Origin of the sequence: Rhodovulum sp. DZ06, from assembly GCF_050586345.1 — a bacterium.
Lineage (GTDB): Bacteria > Pseudomonadota > Alphaproteobacteria > Rhodobacterales > Rhodobacteraceae > JBOCEF01.
Genome location: NZ_JBOCEF010000041.1, coordinates 18,265 through 37,005 on the forward strand (window position 1 = coordinate 18,265; position 18,741 = coordinate 37,005).

At 72.4% G+C, this 18,741-nt stretch carries 18 protein-coding genes and 1 tRNA gene; 17 read left to right on the top strand and 2 right to left on the bottom strand.

Translation table 11 applies throughout. From position 1 onward, the window contains the following. Window positions 1–36: 36 nt before the first annotated feature. A tRNA-Ser gene (locus tag ACQ5SO_RS16205) sits at window positions 37–126 on the bottom strand. 209 nt (window positions 127–335) lie between these two features. Between ACQ5SO_RS16205 and ACQ5SO_RS16210 the strand changes: the two genes are divergently transcribed. From ACQ5SO_RS16210 to ACQ5SO_RS16220, 3 genes are all read left to right on the top strand, one after another. Then, window positions 336–1,730, top strand: coding sequence for a sensor histidine kinase (locus ACQ5SO_RS16210; RefSeq protein WP_430942669.1), 1,395 nt, complete (start codon window positions 336–338; stop codon window positions 1,728–1,730). Beyond that, complete coding sequence (locus tag ACQ5SO_RS16215; protein WP_430942670.1) at window positions 1,727–2,728, top strand: HupU protein; 1,002 nt, start codon at window positions 1,727–1,729, stop codon at window positions 2,726–2,728. The genes ACQ5SO_RS16210 and ACQ5SO_RS16215 overlap by 4 nt, the downstream gene beginning before the upstream one ends. Before the next feature lie 249 nt (window positions 2,729–2,977). Beyond that, on the top strand, window positions 2,978–4,462 hold the full coding sequence (locus ACQ5SO_RS16220; RefSeq protein ID WP_430942671.1) for a nickel-dependent hydrogenase large subunit: 1,485 nt from the start codon (window positions 2,978–2,980) through the stop codon (window positions 4,460–4,462). A 91-nt stretch (window positions 4,463–4,553) separates the two neighbouring features. Here the strand turns inward: ACQ5SO_RS16220 and ACQ5SO_RS16225 are convergent, their stop codons facing one another. Next, window positions 4,554–4,928 (bottom strand): rhodanese-like domain-containing protein, encoded by a 375-nt coding sequence (locus ACQ5SO_RS16225; protein WP_430942672.1) that lies wholly within the window; start codon window positions 4,926–4,928, stop codon window positions 4,554–4,556. 118 nt (window positions 4,929–5,046) lie between these two features. Between ACQ5SO_RS16225 and hypF the strand changes: the two genes are divergently transcribed. From hypF to hypB, 14 genes are all read left to right on the top strand, one after another. Continuing rightward, window positions 5,047–7,410 carry a carbamoyltransferase HypF gene (hypF, locus tag ACQ5SO_RS16230; protein ID WP_430942673.1) on the top strand — a complete coding sequence of 788 codons (2,364 nt, stop codon included), beginning with the start codon at window positions 5,047–5,049 and terminating at the stop codon, window positions 7,408–7,410. A gap of 231 nt (window positions 7,411–7,641) precedes the next feature. Next, on the top strand, window positions 7,642–8,736 hold the full coding sequence (locus tag ACQ5SO_RS16235) for a hydrogenase small subunit (protein WP_430942674.1): 1,095 nt from the start codon (window positions 7,642–7,644) through the stop codon (window positions 8,734–8,736). After that, window positions 8,736–10,526, top strand: a complete 1,791-nt coding sequence (locus ACQ5SO_RS16240; protein WP_430942675.1) for a nickel-dependent hydrogenase large subunit — start codon at window positions 8,736–8,738, stop codon at window positions 10,524–10,526. The genes ACQ5SO_RS16235 and ACQ5SO_RS16240 overlap by 1 nt, the downstream gene beginning before the upstream one ends. Window positions 10,527–10,537: 11 nt before the next feature. Further along, a complete protein-coding gene (locus ACQ5SO_RS16245; RefSeq protein ID WP_430942676.1) occupies window positions 10,538–11,107 on the top strand; it encodes a HupE/UreJ family protein in 570 nt (189 codons plus the stop codon). 5 nt (window positions 11,108–11,112) lie between these two features. Then, on the top strand, window positions 11,113–11,865 hold the full coding sequence (cybH, locus tag ACQ5SO_RS16250) for a Ni/Fe-hydrogenase, b-type cytochrome subunit (protein ID WP_430942677.1): 753 nt from the start codon (window positions 11,113–11,115) through the stop codon (window positions 11,863–11,865). Between the two features lie 257 nt (window positions 11,866–12,122). Continuing rightward, on the top strand, window positions 12,123–12,857 hold the full coding sequence (locus ACQ5SO_RS16255) for a LamG-like jellyroll fold domain-containing protein (protein WP_430942678.1): 735 nt from the start codon (window positions 12,123–12,125) through the stop codon (window positions 12,855–12,857). Between the two features lie 303 nt (window positions 12,858–13,160). Beyond that, on the top strand, window positions 13,161–13,838 hold the full coding sequence (locus tag ACQ5SO_RS16260; protein WP_430942679.1) for a HyaD/HybD family hydrogenase maturation endopeptidase: 678 nt from the start codon (window positions 13,161–13,163) through the stop codon (window positions 13,836–13,838). Window positions 13,839–13,841: 3 nt separating this feature from the next. Beyond that, on the top strand, window positions 13,842–14,165 hold the full coding sequence (locus tag ACQ5SO_RS16265) for a HypC/HybG/HupF family hydrogenase formation chaperone (RefSeq protein WP_430942680.1): 324 nt from the start codon (window positions 13,842–13,844) through the stop codon (window positions 14,163–14,165). Between the two features lie 15 nt (window positions 14,166–14,180). Then, window positions 14,181–14,564, top strand: coding sequence for a hydrogenase accessory protein (locus tag ACQ5SO_RS16270; RefSeq protein ID WP_430942681.1), 384 nt, complete (start codon window positions 14,181–14,183; stop codon window positions 14,562–14,564). Between the two features lie 11 nt (window positions 14,565–14,575). Continuing rightward, a complete protein-coding gene (locus tag ACQ5SO_RS16275) occupies window positions 14,576–15,412 on the top strand; it encodes a hydrogenase expression/formation protein (protein ID WP_430942693.1) in 837 nt (278 codons plus the stop codon). Next, window positions 15,409–16,323: a [NiFe]-hydrogenase assembly chaperone HybE gene (hybE, locus tag ACQ5SO_RS16280; RefSeq protein ID WP_430942682.1), complete on the top strand. Its 915-nt coding sequence runs from the start codon at window positions 15,409–15,411 to the stop codon at window positions 16,321–16,323. Before ACQ5SO_RS16275 ends, hybE begins: the two co-directional genes overlap by 4 nt. Next, on the top strand, window positions 16,320–17,345 hold the full coding sequence (locus ACQ5SO_RS16285; protein WP_430942683.1) for a hypothetical protein: 1,026 nt from the start codon (window positions 16,320–16,322) through the stop codon (window positions 17,343–17,345). Before hybE ends, ACQ5SO_RS16285 begins: the two co-directional genes overlap by 4 nt. Beyond that, a complete protein-coding gene (hypA, locus tag ACQ5SO_RS16290; RefSeq protein WP_430942684.1) occupies window positions 17,338–17,679 on the top strand; it encodes a hydrogenase maturation nickel metallochaperone HypA in 342 nt (113 codons plus the stop codon). The genes ACQ5SO_RS16285 and hypA overlap by 8 nt, the downstream gene beginning before the upstream one ends. Then, on the top strand, window positions 17,679–18,740 hold the full coding sequence (hypB, locus tag ACQ5SO_RS16295; protein ID WP_430942685.1) for a hydrogenase nickel incorporation protein HypB: 1,062 nt from the start codon (window positions 17,679–17,681) through the stop codon (window positions 18,738–18,740). The genes hypA and hypB overlap by 1 nt, the downstream gene beginning before the upstream one ends. The last annotated feature ends 1 nt before the right edge of the window (window position 18,741 follow it).

Here is an 18,741-nt window from a genome sequence, read left to right on the forward strand (position 1 = left end):
CCCTTTGTCTTCAACCCCTTGCCTGAAGGGGGGAAGTGGCGGACAGAGAGGGATTCGAACCCTCGATAGAGTTGCCCCTATACACGCTTTCCAGGCGTGCGCCTTCGACCACTCGGCCACCTGTCCGGCGCAGGGCGGTTTATACAGATGCCCGGGCGCGATGCAAGGCCCCCGGGCGACGAATTTTCCGCGCCCCGCAAGGCCGCCGCCGACAGGCCCCCGCCAACCCTCCGCCAACCCCGGGCCGACTCTCCACCGACCACGGGGGCGACCCCGGGGCCGCCCCCGCACGCCGCCCCTTGAAGCCGCGCCCGCGGCGCCCCAGCATGACGCCCATGACCCCCGATCCCACCCAGACGCCGCCCGAGGCCCCGCCCCGCGGCGGCGAGATGCCCGAACAGGCCTGGGTCGACGTGCTCGCCTCCATCGACCGGACCTATTCCGAGCTCATCGACCACCAGAACCAGCTCGAGGCCCGCAACGCGGAACTCGAAGGCCTGCGCGCCTTCCTCGACGGCGTGCTCGGCTCGATGACCGACGCGCTGCTGGTCTGCGACCCCGGCGGGCAGGTGATCGAGGCCAACAGCGCCTTCCTCGCCCTCGCCGGGCGCAGGCGCGACGCGGTGCTCGGCGCGCCCTTCGAAACCCTGTTCGCCGAGGATGACCGCGCCCCCCTGCGCCGCGCCTTCGAGCAGGCCCGCTCGGGCGCCGAGGCGCCCCATGCCGAGCGGTCCATCGAAACCCCGACCGGCCCCGCGCCGCTGGAGCTCGGCATCGCCGCGCGCCGCGATTCGCGCCGCCGGTTCCTCGGAGCCGTCCTCATCGGCCGCCCGGTGGGCGAGCTGCGCCGCGCCTATGACGAGATGGAACGCTCCCACGCCGCCCTCAAGACGGCGCAGAGCCAGCTCGTGCACTCGGAAAAACTCGCCTCGCTCGGCCGCCTCGTGGCGGGCGTGGCGCATGAGCTGAACAACCCCATCTCCTTCGTCTACGGCAACGCCCACGCGCTGGAACGCTACGCGGGCAAGCTCGAGACCTATTTCGAGCAGGTCGAGGCGGGCGCGAGCCGCGAAGAGCTGGTCGCGCTGCGCCGCGACCTCAAGCTCGACCGCGCCATGCTGCGCCTGCGCCAGGCCGTGTCCGGCGCGCTGGAGGGGGCCGAGCGGGTGCGCGACATCGTCGAAAGCCTGCGGCGGCTGTCCAGCGACGGGACCGGGGAGATCGAGGCCTTCGACCTCGCCGCCTGCGCCGAGACCGCGGCCCTCTGGGTCGTGAAGGGTCGCGGCAGCCATGCGCGCGTGACGGTTCATGCCGACGGGCCGGTGCTGGCCCGCGGGCGGCAGGGCCACGTGCAGCAGGTGGTGATGAACCTCGTGCAGAACGCCATCGACGCGATGGGTCCCCAGTCCACGGAAAACGGCGCCGAGGCGCCGGTGGAGCTGACGCTGGCCCGCGAGGGCGGCCGCGCGACGCTCGAGGTCGCCGACCGCGGCCCGGGCATCCCCGAGGACGTGGCGCTGAAGATCTTCGATCCGTTCTTCACCACCAAGCCGGTGGGCGAGGGCACGGGCCTCGGCCTCTCGATCTCCTACAAGATCGTCGAGGAGCATGGCGGGACCCTCACCGCCCGCCCGCGCGAGGGCGGCGGCGCGGTGTTCCGCATGGAGCTTCCCGCGGCGGGCGAGGATGACGGCGCCCCGGCGGCGGCCGGGCAGGGAGGCGGGGCATGACCCTCAACGTTCTGTGGCTGCAATCGGCGGGCTGCGGGGGCTGCACCATGTCGCTTCTGTGCGCCGAGAACCCGGGGCTGCCCGAGCAGCTGGAGCTGTTCGGCATCCGCATCCTGTGGCACCCGGCGCTGAGCCTCGAGACCGGGGCCGAGGCGCGCGCCATCATGGGCCGCTGCCTGTCGGGCGACGAGCGCCTCGACGTTCTGTGCGTCGAAGGGGCGATCGCCCGCGGGCCGAACGGCACCGGCCGCTTCCACGTCATGGCCGGAACCGGCAAGCCGATGCTCGACTGGGTGCGGGAGCTGGGCGCGGTGGCGCGCGACGTGGTCGCCATCGGCTCCTGCGCCGCCTGGGGGGGCGTGACGGCGGCGGGGCCGAACGTCACCGACGCCGCGGGCCTGCAATACGAGGGCGCGCATGAAGGCGGCGTCCTTGGGGCAGGGTTCCGCAGCGCCTCGGGCCTGCCCGTGGTCAACGTCGCCGGCTGCCCTACGCACCCCGGCTGGATCATCGAGACGCTGGCCCTTCTGGCCGAGGGGGGCCTCGCCGAGGGCGATCTCGACCCCCTGCGCCGCCCGCGCTTCTATGCCGACCACCTCGTGCACCACGGCTGTTCGCGCAACGAGTATTACGAGTACAAGGCCAGCGCCGAGGAGCTGTCGGACGTCGGCTGCATGATGGAGCATCTCGGCTGCATCGGCACCCAGGCCCATGGCGACTGCAACATCAGGCCCTGGAACGGGTCGGGCTCCTGCACCTCGGGCGGCTATCCCTGCATCAACTGCACGGCGCCGGAATTCGAGGAGCCGGGGCGCAGCTTCACCGAGACGCCGAAGCTCGCGGGCGTGCCCGTGGGCCTGCCGACCGACATGCCGAAAGCGTGGTTCATCGCGCTGGCGAGCCTGTCCAAGGCGGCGACGCCGGATCGGCTGAGGAAGAACGCGACCTCGGATCGGATCGTGACGCCGCCCAGGGCGCGGGATGCGAACCGGCGGTAGCGCCGTGGCGGGGGCTTCCGCTCCCGGTCCCCGGACCAGGGGGAGATCCCCCTGGACCCCCCCTGTCTTGCCGGGCGTCCGCCTGCTCAGGGGGGCAAGCCCCCCGTTCGCAGGCGGAGGCGGCTGCGCCGCCGGGGCGCGTGGTCAGGGGCGTGCCCGGGGCCGGAGAGCGCACCGCAGGTTGCAATCCGCGCGCCCCCGCGCGGCGGCCCTTTCCCCGGCGGCGCCCGCGCTCTACTTTCCCCGCCCATGACCGAGCAGCCCACCCGCATCATCGCCGGACCGTTCAACCGCGTCGAAGGCGACCTGGAAATCCACCTGGACGTCCGCGACGGCGCCGTCGCGCGGGCCGAGGTGAACTCCCCCCTGTTCCGCGGGTTCGAGCCGATGATGCTCGGCAAGCCGCCCCAGGACGCGCTGACCATCGTGCCGCGCATCTGCGGCATCTGCTCGATCAGCCAGTCGGTCGCCGCCGCCGCCGCATTGCGTGAGGCGATGGGCGCGACGCCCGCCCCCATGGGCGCCCGCGCCGCCGCCCTGATCCACGGGGCCGAGAACCTCGCCGACCACATCACCCATTTCCACCTGTTCTTCATGCCGGACTTCGCCCGCCCGGCCTATGAGGGGCGGCCCTTCCACGCCCGCGCCCTCGACCGCTTCGGCGCCGGGCGCACCGGCGCCCCCGGCGGGCGCGGCGCCGCCGCGGCGCTTGAGGCCCGGGCGCGGCTGCTGCACGTCATGGGCATCCTCGCGGGCAAGTGGCCGCATACGCTCAGCATCCAGCCGGGCGGCGTGACCCGCGCGCCCTCTTCCCGCGACCGGATCCAGCTCCTCGGCGCCATCCGCGGCGCCCGCGCCTGGGCCGAGCGGGAGCTGTTCGGCGGCCCGCTCGAGGCCTTCGCCGCGCTTGAAACCCCCGAGGCCCTCGACGCCTGGGCGGGCGCGCCCGGGGGCGGCGACGCGCGCCTGTTCCTCGAGGCGGCGGAGGATGCGGGCCTCGCCGCCCTCGGCCGCGGCCCGGACCTGTTCCTGAGCTTCGGCGCCCATGACGGACCCGACGGCCCGATCTTCGCCCCCGGCCTCTTCGACCGCGGCCGCCTGCGCCCGCGCAAAGCCGCCGAGATCGCGGATTCGATCACCGAGGACCCCTCTCACGCCTGGCTCCTCGGCCGCGCCGCCGCGCATCCCTGGGACGGCGACACCCGCCCGGACCCGGAGATGCCCGCCCCCGCCTATTCCTGGTGCAAGGCCCCGCGCATCGCGGGCAGGGCTGCCGAGACCGGCGCGCTCGCGCGGCAGGCCGTCGACGGCCACCCCCTCGCCATGGCCCTCGCCGCCGGAGGGGCCGATGCGCGCGGTCGGGTCGTGGGGCGCCTGCTGGAAATCGCCCGCCTGATCCCGGCGCTGGAGACGCTCTGCGCCGCGCTGGACCCGGCCGAGCGGTTCATGGCCGAGCCGCCCGCCATGCCCCGCTCCGCCCGCGGGCAGGGGCTGACCGAGGCCGCCCGCGGCGCGCTCGGCCACTGGCTGCGGGTCGAGGACGGGCGGGTGGCGGGCTACCAGATCATCGCGCCGACGACCTGGAACTTCAGCCCCCGCGACGCGCTCGGGGCCCCCGGCCCGCTGGAAGCCGCCCTCGAAGGCGCCCCGGTGCGGGACGGGGAGCGCGAGCCGCTGGCCGTCCAGCACATCGTGCGCAGCTTCGATCCCTGCATGGTCTGCACCGTTCACTGAATGGGCCGCCGAACGGGCTGCTGAACGGGCCGCCGAAACGCAGCGCGCCGCCCGGGAGGGGCGGCGCGCCTCAAGTCTGGTCGAAGGCCCCTCAGCCCACGCGCTGCGGCGCGCCGGTGCCCATGTTGGTGCCAATGTACGGAAGCTGCGCCGCCTTCCAGGCCCCGAAGCCGCCGCCCATATGGGCGATCCGGTCATACCCGGCCTCGATCGCCATCCGCGCCACCCGTTCCGAGCGCATCCCCGAGCCGCAATGGAACAGGATCCGCTTGTCCGACTGCCCGGGAAGCTTCTTCGCGTCGATGAAGGCCATGGGGGCGAGCAGCGCGCCCTCGATATGCTCGAACATGTATTCCTGCGGCGTGCGCACGTCGATCACCACGATCTCGTCCGCGGCGAAGGCGCGGGCGACCTCCTCGGGCGTCCAGGTCTCGAGCGTGGCGGCGCCGACGGTTTCGGTCTGCATGATTTCGGTTCTCCGAAGCTGGGATGTGGATTTCCTCTCCCCATGTAGGACGCGGATCGGCCCGGCGCCATCCGCGCCCCCTTGCCGCGCCCGCGCCGATGCCGTTCTGTGATCGGCGATGACAGACCGCGCCCCCACCGAAACGCCGAACGCCCCCGCCTCCGCCCCCGGGGCCCGCGCCATCCGCGTGCGCGGCGCGGTGCAGGGCGTCGGCTTCCGCCCCTTCGTCTGGCGCCTCGCGCGCGACCGGGGCATCCGCGGCGACGTGCGCAACGACGCGGACGGCGTGCTGATCCATGCCGAGGGCGCGGCCCTCGACGCCTTCGAGGCCGCGCTTTGGGCCGAGGCCCCGCCCCTCGCCCGCATCGACGCCGTGGACAGCGCCCCGGCCGACCCGCGCGATCCGCCCGATTTCGCCATCGCCGCCACCGGGGGCGGGGCCGCGCGCACCCGCGTGACCCCCGACGCCGCCATCTGCGACGCCTGCCGGGCCGAGATCCTCGACCCCGCCGCCCGCCGCCACGGCCATGCCTTCGCGAACTGCACCCATTGCGGGCCGCGGCTGACGATCCTTCTCAAGCTCCCCTATGACCGGCCCAACACCGCCATGGGCGACTTCCCCATGTGCGCCGCTTGCCGCGCGGAATACGAGGACCCCGCCGACCGGCGCTTCCACGCCCAGCCCGTCTGCTGCCCCGATTGCGGCCCGGTCCTGTGGCTGGAACCCTCCGGCGCCCCGGCGGCCGAGGGCGAGGCCCGCCCCGAGACCCCCGGCGCCGATCCCATCCCGGGCCCCACCACGGGCCCCATCGCCGCCGCCGCCGCGCGTCTGAAGGCGGGCGAGGTGCTGGCGATCAAGGGCCTCGGCGGCTTCCACCTCGCCTGCGACGCGCTGAACGAAGAGGCCGTCGCCACCCTGCGCGCCCGCAAGCGGCGCCCGATGAAACCCTTCGCGCTGATGGCCGAAGACCTCGCCGCCCTCGCCCCCTTCGCCGAGGTGTCCGAAGACGAGGCCGCGCTGCTGACCTCCGCCGCCGCGCCCATCACCCTGCTGGCGGCGGGCGAGACGCCCCTCGCGCCCTCCGTCGCGCCGGGGCAGGACCGGCTCGGCTGGATGCTCGCCGCCACGCCGCTCCATGTCCTGCTGTCCCGCGCCTTCGGCGGCCCGCTGGTGATGACCTCCGGCAACCTTTCGGGCGAGCCGATGGCGGTGGGCAACCAGGAGGCGCGCGAGAAGCTCTCCAGCTTCGCCGACGCCTTCCTGCTGCATGACCGGCGCATCGCGCGGCGGGTGGATGACGGGGTGGCGCGGGTCACGCTGGGGGCCCCGCGGATCCTGCGCCGGGCGCGCGGGCAGGCGCCGGACCCGGTCCCGCTGCCGGACCGCTTCGCCGACGCCCCCGCGGTGCTGGCCTATGGCGGGCACCTCAAGGCCGCGGCCTGCCTCGCGCGCGACGGCGCGGCGCTGCTTACGCACCATCTCGGCGATCTCGACGACCCGCTGACGGCCGAGGAATTCGAGCGCGCCCTCTCGGACTACGCCGCCCTGTTCGATCACGCCCCCGCGGCGCTGGCCTGCGACGCGCATCCCGACTACCGCACCACCCTTCTGGCCGAGGCGCGGGCGCTGGAAAGCGGGCTTCCACTGGTCCGCGTCCAGCACCACCACGCCCATGTCGCCGCCGCGATGGCCGAGCATGGGTGGGAGGGCGGCCCGGTCCTCGGCCTCGCGCTCGACGGGCTCGGCTGGGGGCCGGACGGCGCCGCCTGGGGGGGCGAGCTGCTGCTCTGCGATTACGCCGAGTACACCCGCGTCGGGCATCTGCGCCCCGCGCCCCTCCCCGGCGGCGGGGCGGCGCAGACCGATCCGTGGCGCAACCTGCTGGCGCGGCTCGACCAGGCGGGGATGGAGGCGGAGGCGGAGGCGCTGCTGCCCGGCAAGCCGCTGGCCCCCCTGCGCGCGGCGATGGCGCGGGGGGTGAATGCGCCGCTTTCGTCCTCCATGGGGCGGCTCTTCGACGCCGCCGCGGCGCTGGTCGGCTGCGCCCCGGACCGGCAGAGCTTCGAGGGCGAGGCGGCGATGGCGCTCGAGGCGCTGGCCCGCAAGGGAATGGGGCAGGGCGCCCCGGCGGCCCCCATGGAGTGGGACGGCGAGGTGCTGGACCCGGCTCCCCTGTGGCCCGCGCTGCTGGCGCTGGAGGGGCCCGAGGCCCGCGCCGCCGCCTTCCACCGCGGCTTGGCCGGGGCGCTGGCGCAGGCCGCGGCGGAGCTGGCGGATGCCCATGGCGCCGAGGCCATCGCCATCACCGGCGGCGTGGCGCAGAACGCGCTGCTGCTCGAATTGCTCGTCGCGGGGCTGGAGGCGCAGGCGCCGGGCCTGCCGCTGCTGATCCCCGCTGCGGTTCCGGCGGGCGATGGCGGGCTGGCGCTGGGGCAGACCGCCGTGGCCATGGCGCGGCTCCAGGCGGAGGCGGCGGGCTGAGCGCCGCCTCCCGCGCCGCCGCCCGTCCCGCCTGACGCAAGGTCGGCGGTCAGCCCGCTTCCGGCTGGCAGCGCGCTTTCCAATTCGCCCGGACCGGCTTTCGTGTGCAGCCGCACGCAATCGTACCCGCAGCGCAGCAAGCCCTTGAAAACTTGGGTTGACGCTTCGTTGGCACGGCGCCTGCATTCTCGTCCCCTGCCGACACCATAAACCCGGAGGGACGCCGGAACGATGGCCGAAATCGAAACCTTCTACGAGGTGATGCGGCGGCAGGGGATCACCCGCCGCAGCTTCCTCAAGTTCTGCTCGCTGACCGCGACCGCGCTGGGCATCGGCCCGGCCTTCGCGCCGAAGATCGCCCAGGCGATGGAGACCAAGCCCCGCACCCCGGTCATCTGGGTCCACGGGCTGGAATGCACCTGCTGCTCCGAGAGCTTCATCCGCGCCGCGCACCCGCTGGCCAAGGACGTGATCCTGTCGATGATCTCGCTCGACTACGACGACACGCTCATGGCCTCGGCCGGGCATGCCGCCGAGGCCGCGCTGGAAGACACGATCGAGAAGTACAAGGGCAACTACATCCTCGCGGTCGAGGGCAACCCGCCGCTGAACGAGGACGGGATGTTCTGCATCTCGGGCGGCAAGCCCTTCGTCGAGAAGCTGCGCCACACGGCCGAGCACGCCAAGGCGATCATCTCCTGGGGCGCCTGCGCCTCCTACGGCTGCGTGCAGGCCGCCGCGCCGAACCCGACGCGCGCGACCCCGGTGCACAAGGTCATCACCGACAAGCCGATCATCAAGGTGCCGGGCTGCCCGCCCATCGCCGAGGTGATGACCGGCGTGATCACCTACATGCTCACCTTCGACCGGCTGCCCGAGCTCGACCGCCAGGGCCGCCCGAAGATGTTCTATTCGCAGCGCATCCACGACAAGTGCTACCGCCGCCCCCATTTCGACGCCGGCCAGTTCGTCGAGAGCTGGGACGACGAGGGCGCGCGCCGCGGCTACTGCCTCTACAAGGTCGGCTGCAAGGGCCCGACCACCTACAACGCCTGCTCCACCGTGCGCTGGAACGAGGGCGTGTCCTTCCCGATCCAGTCGGGCCATGGCTGCATCGGCTGCTCGGAAGACGGGTTCTGGGACAAGGGCTCCTTCTATGACCGCGTGGTCGACATCAACGCCTTCGGCGTCGAGGCGAACGCGGACCAGATCGGCGGCTACGCGGCCGGCGCCGCGGCCGGGGGCGTCGCCCTCCACGCCGCCGCCAGCGCCCTGAAGCGCGCCCGTCAGAACAACGACGACAAGCATCGCAAGGCTGATTCCTGATGACCATGACCCCGAACGGTTTCGACCTCGACGCCACCGGCAAGCGCGTCGTCGTGGACCCGGTCACCCGCATTGAAGGCCACATGCGCTGCGAGGTGAACGTCGACGAGAACAACGTGATCCGCAACGCGGTGTCCACCGGCACCATGTGGCGCGGCCTCGAAGTGATCCTCAAGGGCCGCGACCCGCGCGACGCCTGGGCCTTCACCGAGCGCATCTGCGGCGTGTGCACCGGCACCCACGCGCTGACCTCGGTCCGCGCGGTGGAGGATGCGCTGGGGATCACCATCCCCGACAACGCCAACTCCATCCGCAACATCATGCAGCTGAACCTGGAGATCCACGACCACGTCGTGCATTTCTATCACCTGCACGCGCTCGACTGGGTCAACCCGGTCAACGCGCTGAAGGCGGATCCGAAGGCGACGTCCGAGCTGCAGCAGGCGGTCTCGCCCTCGCACCCGCTCTCCAGCCCGGGCTATTTCCGCGACGTCCAGAACCGCATCAAGAAGTTCGTGGAATCGGGCCAGCTGGGCCTGTTCAAGAACGGCTACTGGACCAACCCGGCCTACAAGCTGCCCCCCGAGGCGGACCTGATGGCGGTCACCCACTACCTGGAGGCGCTCGACCTTCAGAAGGAGATCGTGAAGGTCCACACCATCTTCGGGGGCAAGAACCCGCACCCGAACTGGCTGGTCGGCGGCGTGCCGTGCCCGATCAACGTGCATGGCGACGGCGCCGTGGGCGCGATCAACATGGAGCGGCTGAACCTCGTCTCCTCGATCATCGAGCTGTGCGACACGTTCAACCGCAACGTCTACCTGCCGGACGTGAAGGCCATCGGCGGCTTCTACCGCAACTGGCTCTATGGCGGGGGCCTCTCCTCCAAGGCCTGCCTCGCCTATGGCGACATCCCCGAGAATCCGAACGATTTCTCGGCCGAGCAGCTGCACCTGCCGCGCGGCGCGATCATCAACGGCGATCTGTCGCGCGTGCATGACGTCGACCCGCGCGACCCGGAGCAGGTGCAGGAGTTCGTGCCGCATTCCTGGTACAAGTACGACGACGAGTCCCGCGGCCTGCACCCCTGGGACGGCGTGACCGAGCCGAACTTCCAGCTCGGCCCGAACTTCAAGGGGACCAAGACCAACATCAAGGAGCTCGACGAAGGCGGCAAGTACTCCTGGATCAAGGCCCCGCGCTGGCGCGGCAACGCGATGGAGGTGGGCCCGCTCGCCCGCTACATCGTCGGCTACGCCAAGGGGCACGAGGACATCAAGGACCAGGTCGACCGGTTCCTGTCGGACATGGACCTGCCGGTGGACGCGCTGTTCTCCACGCTCGGCCGCACCGCGGCGCGCGCGCTGGAATCCGAATATTGCGGCCGCCTGCAGCGTCACTTCTTCGACAAGCTGGTGACCAACATCAAGAACGGCGACAGTTCCACCGCCAACGTCGAGAAGTGGGACCCCTCCTCCTGGCCGAAGGAAGCCAAGGGCGTGGGCATGACCGAGGCGCCGCGCGGCGCGCTCGGCCACTGGATCAAGGTCAAGGACGGCCGGATCGAGAACTACCAGTGCGTCGTGCCGACGACCTGGAACGGGTCGCCCCGCGACAACGAGGGGAATATCGGTGCATTCGAGGCGAGCCTCATGAATACTCCGATGGAGCGCCCGGACGAGCCGGTCGAGATCCTGCGCACCCTGCACAGCTTCGACCCGTGCCTGGCCTGTTCCACCCACGTGATGTCGCCCGACGGCGACGAGCTGACCACCGTCAAGGTGCGTTGAAGGAGAGACCCATGAACAAGTTCGCCATCACCCTGTCCGCCCTCGCCCTCGCCGTCGTCGCCGGTCCCGCCGCCGCCCACACGGGCGGCGCCGCCAGCGGCCTGGTGCACGGGCTCGTGCACCCGGTCGGCGGCTTCGACCACCTGCTGGCGATGCTCGCCGTCGGGCTGTGGTCCGGCCTCGCCCTTCCGGGCCGGGCCTGGGCCGGTCCCGCCGCCTTCATGGCGGCCATGGCCCTCGGCGCCCTCGCGGCCTTCGCCGGCCTCGGGATGCCGGCGGTCGAGCCGCTGATCCTCGCCTCGGGCGTGGCGTTCGGCCTGATGATCCTGGCCGCGGGCCGGGCGTCGCTGGGCCTTGCGGGCCTCGTGCCCGTCGCCGCCTTCGCGCTGGCCCATGGCCATGCGCACGGGGCCGAGGCGGCGGGCGCCGCGGGCGCCTACATGGCCGGGTTCCTGGTCGCCACCGGCGGTCTGCACCTGGTCGGGCTCGGCCTCGCGCGGGCGCTGGCCGCCCGTCCGGTGCTGCGCGATCTGGTCGGCGCGGGCACGGTGGCCTCCGGCCTCGCGCTCAGCCTCGGGTGAGCGCCATGACCAGCATCGACCCCAACCGCGGAGAGATCTTCGCCCCGGGCGATGCGGACGCCGAAGACGTCCGCTCCGCCCGCCGGATCACGGCGGTCTATGTCTACGAGGCGCCGGTGCGGATGTGGCACTGGATCAACGCGCTCGCCATCCTGGTGCTCTGCATCACCGGGTGGTTCATCGGCTCGCCGCCGCCCTCGCTGTCCTTCGGCGAGGCGTCGGACCACTTCCTGTTCGGCTATATCCGCTTCGCCCATTTCGCGGCGGCCTACATCCTGACCATCGGCTTCCTGGTCCGGATCTACTGGGCCTTCGTGGGCAATCACCACGCGCGGCAGCTGTTCGTGATCCCGGTCTGGCGCAAGCACTTCTGGACCGAGCTGTGGTTCGAGGTGAAGTGGTACCTGTTCCTCGAGGCGCAGCCGAAGAAATACGTGGGCCACAACCCGCTGGCGCAGCTGGCGATGTTCATGTTCATCACGCTCGGGCTGACCTTCATGATCGTCACCGGCTTCGCCCTCTATGCCGAGGGCGCGCAGGCGGGGTCGTGGCAGGACCAGATGTTCGGCTGGGTGATCCCGCTCTTCGGGCAGAGCCTCGACGTCCACTCCTGGCACCATCTCGGGATGTGGTGGATCGTGATCTTCATGATCATCCACATCTACGTGGCGATCCGGGAGGACATCATGAGCCGCCAGTCCATGGTCTCGACCATGATCTCGGGCCACCGGACCTTCAAGGACGACGATCCGAACTGATCCTCCCGCGGGGCGGGGCGGGCGGGGCCGTGACCCCCGCCCGTCCCGCCTCCGCCTCGCCTCCGCCCCGGGGCCCCGTCCCGGGGCGGCGGCCGCCGCGCCGCCGCCGCGCCGCCCCGCATCCGCCCGGATGCGGGGCGGTCCGCATTCGGGGGGGGGGGCGTTCGGGGCGGCGTTTTTCATCCCGGCATTCCATGCTATACGAAACCTGAACGGTGGGCGCAGGGGGCGCCGACCCGAGACCCGGGGCTTCATCCATGCATGTCATCCGGTCCGCCATCGCCGCCGCCGGCCTCCTGGCCGCCGCCGCCGCCGCGCCCGCCGCGGCCGCGACGCTGACCCATGCCTATGACTTCAACGCCGGCACGGTGACCGACACGGTCGGCGGCGTGAACGGCGGCGTCCTCGGCGGCGCCTCGGTGACCGGGGGCGGCGCGCTGTTCGTCAACGGCGCGCCCGGCTCCTATGCCGAGCTCACGGGCAAGGTCGTGCCCACCGGCGGCGCGGCCTTCTCGGTGGCGCTGAGCGCGCAGGCCTTCTCCTGGGGCTCGGGCATCGTCGAGCTGATCTCCCAGGGGTTCTCCGGCGGGCCGGGCTTCTATATCGGCTATGCGGGCAGCAATTTCCGCCTGTCGGACCAGCTCGCCTCCACCCCCGTCGCCTTCCCGACGGATGGCGAGTGGCATGATTACCTTCTGACCAGTTCGGCCGCGGGCACGTCTTTCTACATCGACGGCGCGCCGGCCCTCGCCGCGGCGGTGCAGCTCGCCCCGACCGCCTCGGGCACGAACACCCGGTTCGGCGCCCAGTTCGCGCCGTATACCGAGAATTTCCACGGCCTGATCGACGACGTGATGGTCTGGGACGACGCGCTGTCCACCAGTGAAATCAATGCCTTGTACGGGGTGTCCGACGTCCCGGTCCCCGCCGCCGCGCCGCTTCTCGCCGGCGCGGTCGCGCTGCTCGTCGGGCTGCGCCGCCGCCGCGTCTGATCGCGCCGCTGCCGCCCGGGCCCCGGCCCGGGCGCGCCCTTTCCGGTCATCGCCCTCGCAGGCCGCGCATCGCGCGGCCTGTTCGTTTTTCGGTAAGAAACTTTTCACCACTGCCGCGCAGTGGCATCCTCGCTTCCAGCGCAAGCGTCGGGACCGATTTTGATGCATTGCGGCAAGTGCTTGACCGGAAGCGATGCAGCCGCCGCGCCGCAAACTGGCACGGCATATGCAAAGATTTCGGCGAACCGTCCCGACCGCGCCCTTCGCGCGCGCCGACAGGGGGCGGGTGGAAAGGGACGAGAGATGAGCCGCGACGAATCCGCCCCCGGGGCCCCCCGCATCCTGGTGCTCGGCATCGGCAACCTGCTCTGGGCCGACGAGGGTTTCGGCGTGCGCGCCGCCGAGGCGATGGCCGCCGAGTGGGACTTCCCCGAGAACGTGACGGTGATGGATGGCGGCACCCAGGGCCTCTACCTGCTGCCGCATCTCGAGGAGACCGACGCGCTGATCGTGTTCGACGCGATCGATTACGGCCTGACCCCCGGCGAGATGAAGATCGTGCGCGGCGATGATGTCCCGAGCTTCATGGGCGCCAAGAAGATGTCGCTGCACCAGACCGGCTTCCAGGACGTGATCGCCACCGCCGAGCTGATGGGCTATCGCCCCGAGAACCTTTTGCTGATCGGCGTCCAGCCCGAGGAGCTGGAGGATTACGGCGGCGGGCTGCGCGCCCCCGTGGCCGCGCAGATCCAGCCCGCCATCGACATCGCGCTGGCCGAGCTGCGGGACGCCTGGGGCGTGACCCCGACCCGGCGCGAACAGCGCGCCGAGGCCCCTCTCGCCGATCCCTCGATCAGCCGCGACGCCTATGAGGGCGGCCGCCCCTCCGAGGACGAAGCCTGCCGCGTGGGCGACGACCGCTTCATCCGCCTGCGCGCCGAGGCCCTCGCGGCCGAGGCCGACCTTCTGTCGGGCGCCTGAGCCATGTGCGTCGGAACCCCGATGAAGGTGCTCGCCGTCGAGGGCTGCAGCGCCCTGTGCGAGGACGAGGCGGGCCGCCAGGAGACCCTCGACCTCGCCCTCACCGGCCCGGTCGATCCCGGGACCTGGGTCCTCGGCTTCCTCGGCGCCGCGCGCGAGGTGATGACCGAGGACGAGGCCATGAAGGTCTCGGCCGCCCTGCGCGGGCTGGCCGCGATCATGAACGGCGGCGACGCCGGCGACGCCTTCGCCGATCTCGACGCGCGCGAGCCGCAGCTGCCGCCCCATCTTGAAGCCGCCCGCCGCGCGGGCCGAAGCGCCGCCTGAGGGAGACCCAGACCCGTGACCCACCCGCTCCTCGCCCGCCTGACCGCAGAGCTCGGCTGGACCGCCGTCGACGATGACGGATCCTTCGAGGCCTTCTGCATGGGCCCCGGCGAACACGCCCTGCTGATCCCCGGCGATCCGGCCAGGAACCTCGAGACGCTGGACGCCGCAGTGATCCTTCCCGAACTCGCCCAGGCCTTCCAGAACCGCTTCGACATGGGCGTGGTCGCGGACCTCGCCTATGACCGCCCGGCGCGCGAGAAGGTCGATGTCTGGCCGACCCCGTCGCTGATCTTCTTCCGGGACGGCAAGCAGATCGGCGACATCGCCAAGATCCGCGACTGGGACGATTACATCGCCCGCACCCGCGCCATCCTCGACGCCGCCGAAGCCGCCTGAAAGGTAGAATGATGCAGGGTTTTCAGTTCCCCCCCACGGGCTTCGGCGTCGGCTCCCAGCCGGACGATTCCGAGAAGGTCGAATGGATGCCGATGCCCTCGGGCATGGCGACCTATGAGCCGCGCCTGCCCGAGATCGACGATGTCGAGGCGGCGGCCATCCCCCCCGCGCTCGAGGTGCTCGGCCGCGCCGCCGAGGCCTGCGCGCGCATCGCGACGGAGGGCGGGGTCGAGGTGGTGACGCTCGATCACCTCGCGCCCGCCGCGCGGGTGATCGTCGCCCAGACCATGGGCGAGGGCGAGGTGTCGGCCAAGATCGAGGGCGCCCCGCCGCTGCGCGCCCAGGAAAGCGTCTTCGCGGGCGTCTGGGTGGTGTCGGAAGGCGGGGCCGAGCGGCTCGAGATCGGGCGCGCCCCGGCGGCCTTCTTCGCCCGCGCCTTCGACCCGATCGAGCACGCCGCGGGCCCGTTCGCGCCCACGTCGAACGCCGTCGTGAACGCGCCGGGCATCGTGACCGAGCTCTTCGACGCCGCCTCGCGCCGCAAGGCGGGGGATGCGGCCCATGTCGTGAACCTGACGCTGCTGCCGCACACGCCCGAGGATCTCGACCACATCGCCGCCGCCCTCGGGAAGGGCGCGGCCGAGATCCTGAGCCGCGGCTACGGCAATTGCCGCGTCTCGGCCACCGCGCTGCATAACGTCTGGTTCGTGCGCTTCTACAACTCCATGGACACGCTCATTCTCGACAGCATCGAGGTGACGGACCTGCCCGAGGTGGTCTGCGCCGCCGCCGAGGACCTCGAGGACAGCGCCGAGCGGCTGCGCGAAGTCATGGACGCCATCCGATGACCGGCCCGCGCTTCGAAGGCTCCTACCTCGGCGATGCGAGCAAGCTGCCCCCCGACGCGGCGATGGAATGCAAGATCTGCTGGAACGCCTATGAGCCGTCGCTCGGCGACGAGACGCGGCAGATCCCGCCGGGCGCCGCGTTCCTGGCGCTGCCCGAGGACTGGACCTGCCCCGAATGCGGGGCCCCCAAGGAGCAGTTCATGGTCAAGGGCGGCGGCGCGCCGATGCCCGAACCCACCGTCGACCCAGTGGCCGAAGCCGTCCGCGCGCTCGAGGCCGAGTTCCGCGAGATCTACAACGGCCGGATGCGCGACACGCCGCTGGTGAACCGCTCGCTCTCGATCGAGGCGATCGGCTTCCGGGAGTGGGAGGGGATGCTGGTCGGCGTCCTCGTCACCCAGTGGTTCATGAACATCTTCCTGCTGCCGAAGCCCGGCACGCGCTGGGACGGGCTGCGGGCGGGCGAGAAGGAGGTTCTGGCCTTCCCCTCGGGCGAGTACGAGTTCATCCACAACAGCCGCGACGGCATCGGCGGCTACAAGGCGTGCTCGCTGTTCTCGCCGATGAACGAGTTCGCCAGCCACATGAAGGCGGCGGAAGTCGCCCGGGCCGTGGCCGCGCAGCTGTTCGACCCCAAGCTGGCCGAGCCGGAGGAGGACAAGGGCACGCCCCTGTCGCCGCCGAAGGCCGAGCCGGAGGCCGCCGCCCCGAGCAAGCTGCCCGACCTGCGGCGCGAGCCCTCGCCGACCCGGCGCGGGCTGCTGTTCGGCGATCCGCGCGGGCTTGGCGCGGCCGAGGGCGATGCGCCGGAGGCCCCGAAGGGCGCCGCCGGGCCGGTCGGCCCAGAACCCGCAGGGGCTATCCCCGCCTCCGCCGTGCCCGCCTCCTCTCCCGGCGGGGCGGCGGAATGATCCCCGGCGCCGGGCGCCTCGCGGTCCATGCGGCCGTGACGGGGGGACGCGTCGCGCTGCGCCTCGAGGCGCCCGCGCCGCTGCCCTTCGGCCGCCTCGTGCGCGGCAAGCGCCCGGCGGAGGCCGCGCGCCTCGCCGCCCTTCTGTTCAACGTCTGCGCCGCGGCGCAGGAGGGGGGCGCCCGCGCCGCCCTCGGGCTGCCGCAGGACCCCGCCGCGGCGGAGAAGCTGCGGGCCGAGACTTCGCGCGAACATGCGCTGAAGCTGGCGGTGGAGCTGCCGCAGATCCTCGGCCACGCGCCCGATCCCGCCGCGCCCGCCGCCATGGCCCGCGGCGGGGACGCCGCGCGGCGCGCCCTGTTCGGCCCAAGCGGCGCGCCCCGGGACGTCGAGGCGCTGGCGCTCTGGGCCGGGTGGGGCGAGACCGCCGCCGCCCGCGCCATGGGCGCGCTGCTGCAATGGCCCGAGGCCTGGGGACGGGGCGGGGCCGCGCCGCTCGATCCCTCCGCGCCGGTGGACTGGCCCGGCGCCGGCGCGCCCGCGGGGCAGGGCGGACGGCCCGTGGAAGCCTCGGTGCTGACCCGCCAGGCGGAGGCGCCGCTGGTGCGCGAGCTGCTCGCCCTGCGCGGCCCGTGCCCCGCGACCCGCTTCGCCGCAAGGCTGGTCGAGGCGGACGCGCTGCTCTCGGGCCATGCGCCCGCGATCCGGGCGCCGGGCCCGGCCCCCCAAGCCGCCGCCCCCCACGCCGCGGCGGAGGCCGCGCGCGGCACGATGCTGATGCGCGCGGCCCTGGGCGATGACGGCCGCGTGGCCGCCTTCTCCCGCGCCACGCCCACCGATTTCGCCCTCGCCCCCGGCGGCGCGCTGGAGGCGGCCCTCTCGGCCATCCCGACCGATCCGGCCGCCCCGCAAGAGGCGGTCGCCCGCGCGGCCCTCGCGCTGATCGACCCTTGCCTGCCCTGGACGCTCTCCCTTTCCGGGGCGCTGTCCGGGACCCTTGCCCCGGAGCCCGCCCATGCATGAGATGTCGATCTGCGAGGGCATCCTGATGACGCTCGAGGACCAGGCGAAGCAGCATGATTTCAAGACCATCCGCCGGGTGCGGCTGGAGATCGGCCGCTTCGCCGGGGTGGACCCCAAGGCGCTGCACTTCGCGTGGGAGGTGGTCATGCGCGGCTCTCCGGCCGAAGGATCGGCGCTGGAGATCATCGACCTGCCGGGGCAGGCGGCCTGTTTCGACTGCGGCGAGGCGGTCGAGATCGAAGAGAGATTTGCGCCCTGTCCGCTCTGCGGCGGCGGGCGCCTGTCGCCCATGGGCGGCGACGAGATGCGGATCAAGGACCTGGAGGTTCTGTAATGTGCACTGTGTGCGGATGCGCCGGCGACGGCGCGAGCATTGAAGGCGGTCACCACCACCACCATGGCGAGGACCACGACCATTCCCGGCCCCACAGCCACAACGCCGACGGCTCCGTGACCTGGCACGATGCCGAAGCGCACGGGCATGACCACGGGCATGGGCATGACCACGATCACGACCACGCGCATGACCATCACCATGCGCATGACCACGGCCACGACCACGCGCATGACCATCACCATGCGCATGATCACGGCCATCACCACCACGCCCCGGCGCAGGCCGGGAACGGCGACGTGCATTACGGCCTCGGCCCGGCCCACGCCCATGCGCCCGGCCTGTCCCAATCCCGGATGATCGAGATCGAGACCGGCATCCTCGCCAAGAACGACGCCGCCGCCGCGACCAACCGCGCCCTCTTCGAAGGGGCGGGGACGCTGGCGCTGAACCTCGTCTCCTCGCCCGGTTCGGGCAAGACGACGCTCCTGTGCCGCACCATCGAGGCGCTGCAGGGCGCCTTCCCCATCGCGGTGGTCGAGGGCGACCAGCAGACCGCCGCCGATGCCGACCGCATCCGCGCCACCGGCGCCCCGGCGATCCAGATCAACACCGGCAAGGGCTGTCACCTCGATGCCGAGATGGTGCGCGAGGCCTGGACCCGCCTCGCCCCCCAGCCCTTCGGCGTCCTGTTCATCGAGAATGTCGGCAACCTCGTCTGCCCCGCCGCCTTCGACCTCGGCGAAGCCGCCAAGGTCGCGATCCTCTCCGTCACGGAAGGCGAGGACAAGCCGCTGAAATACCCCGACATGTTCGCCGCAGCGGGGGTGGTCCTCCTCAACAAGACCGACCTCGCCCCCCATTGCGACGTGGATCTGGACCTCTACGAGGCCAATGCGCGCAAGGTGAACCCCGAGGCCGTGTTCATCCGCCTTTCGGCCCGCACGGGCGAGGGGATGGAGGACTGGTACGACTGGCTGCGCGCCCACCGCGCCCAGGTCCTCTCGCGCGCCCGCGCCGCCGCCGAGGCCCGCCTCGCCGCCATTCCCGCCGCGGAGTGAG

Bases quoted from the DNA above. Each gene is read 5' to 3' on its own strand.
- ACQ5SO_RS16210 (WP_430942669.1), top strand. From the start codon at position 336: ATGACCCCCGATCCCACCCAGACGCCGCCCGAGGCCCCGCCCCGCGGC.
- ACQ5SO_RS16215 (WP_430942670.1), top strand. From the start codon at position 1,727: ATGACCCTCAACGTTCTGTGGCTGCAATCGGCGGGCTGCGGGGGCTGC.
- ACQ5SO_RS16220 (WP_430942671.1), top strand. From the start codon at position 2,978: ATGACCGAGCAGCCCACCCGCATCATCGCCGGACCGTTCAACCGCGTC.
- ACQ5SO_RS16225 (WP_430942672.1), bottom strand. From the start codon at position 4,928: ATGCAGACCGAAACCGTCGGCGCCGCCACGCTCGAGACCTGGACGCCC.
- hypF (WP_430942673.1), top strand. From the start codon at position 5,047: ATGACAGACCGCGCCCCCACCGAAACGCCGAACGCCCCCGCCTCCGCC.
- ACQ5SO_RS16235 (WP_430942674.1), top strand. From the start codon at position 7,642: ATGGCCGAAATCGAAACCTTCTACGAGGTGATGCGGCGGCAGGGGATC.
- ACQ5SO_RS16240 (WP_430942675.1), top strand. From the start codon at position 8,736: ATGACCATGACCCCGAACGGTTTCGACCTCGACGCCACCGGCAAGCGC.
- ACQ5SO_RS16245 (WP_430942676.1), top strand. From the start codon at position 10,538: ATGAACAAGTTCGCCATCACCCTGTCCGCCCTCGCCCTCGCCGTCGTC.
- cybH (WP_430942677.1), top strand. From the start codon at position 11,113: ATGACCAGCATCGACCCCAACCGCGGAGAGATCTTCGCCCCGGGCGAT.
- ACQ5SO_RS16255 (WP_430942678.1), top strand. From the start codon at position 12,123: ATGCATGTCATCCGGTCCGCCATCGCCGCCGCCGGCCTCCTGGCCGCC.
- ACQ5SO_RS16260 (WP_430942679.1), top strand. From the start codon at position 13,161: ATGAGCCGCGACGAATCCGCCCCCGGGGCCCCCCGCATCCTGGTGCTC.
- ACQ5SO_RS16265 (WP_430942680.1), top strand. From the start codon at position 13,842: ATGTGCGTCGGAACCCCGATGAAGGTGCTCGCCGTCGAGGGCTGCAGC.
- ACQ5SO_RS16275 (WP_430942693.1), top strand. From the start codon at position 14,576: ATGCAGGGTTTTCAGTTCCCCCCCACGGGCTTCGGCGTCGGCTCCCAG.
- hybE (WP_430942682.1), top strand. From the start codon at position 15,409: ATGACCGGCCCGCGCTTCGAAGGCTCCTACCTCGGCGATGCGAGCAAG.
- ACQ5SO_RS16285 (WP_430942683.1), top strand. From the start codon at position 16,320: ATGATCCCCGGCGCCGGGCGCCTCGCGGTCCATGCGGCCGTGACGGGG.
- hypA (WP_430942684.1), top strand. From the start codon at position 17,338: ATGCATGAGATGTCGATCTGCGAGGGCATCCTGATGACGCTCGAGGAC.
- hypB (WP_430942685.1), top strand. From the start codon at position 17,679: ATGTGCACTGTGTGCGGATGCGCCGGCGACGGCGCGAGCATTGAAGGC.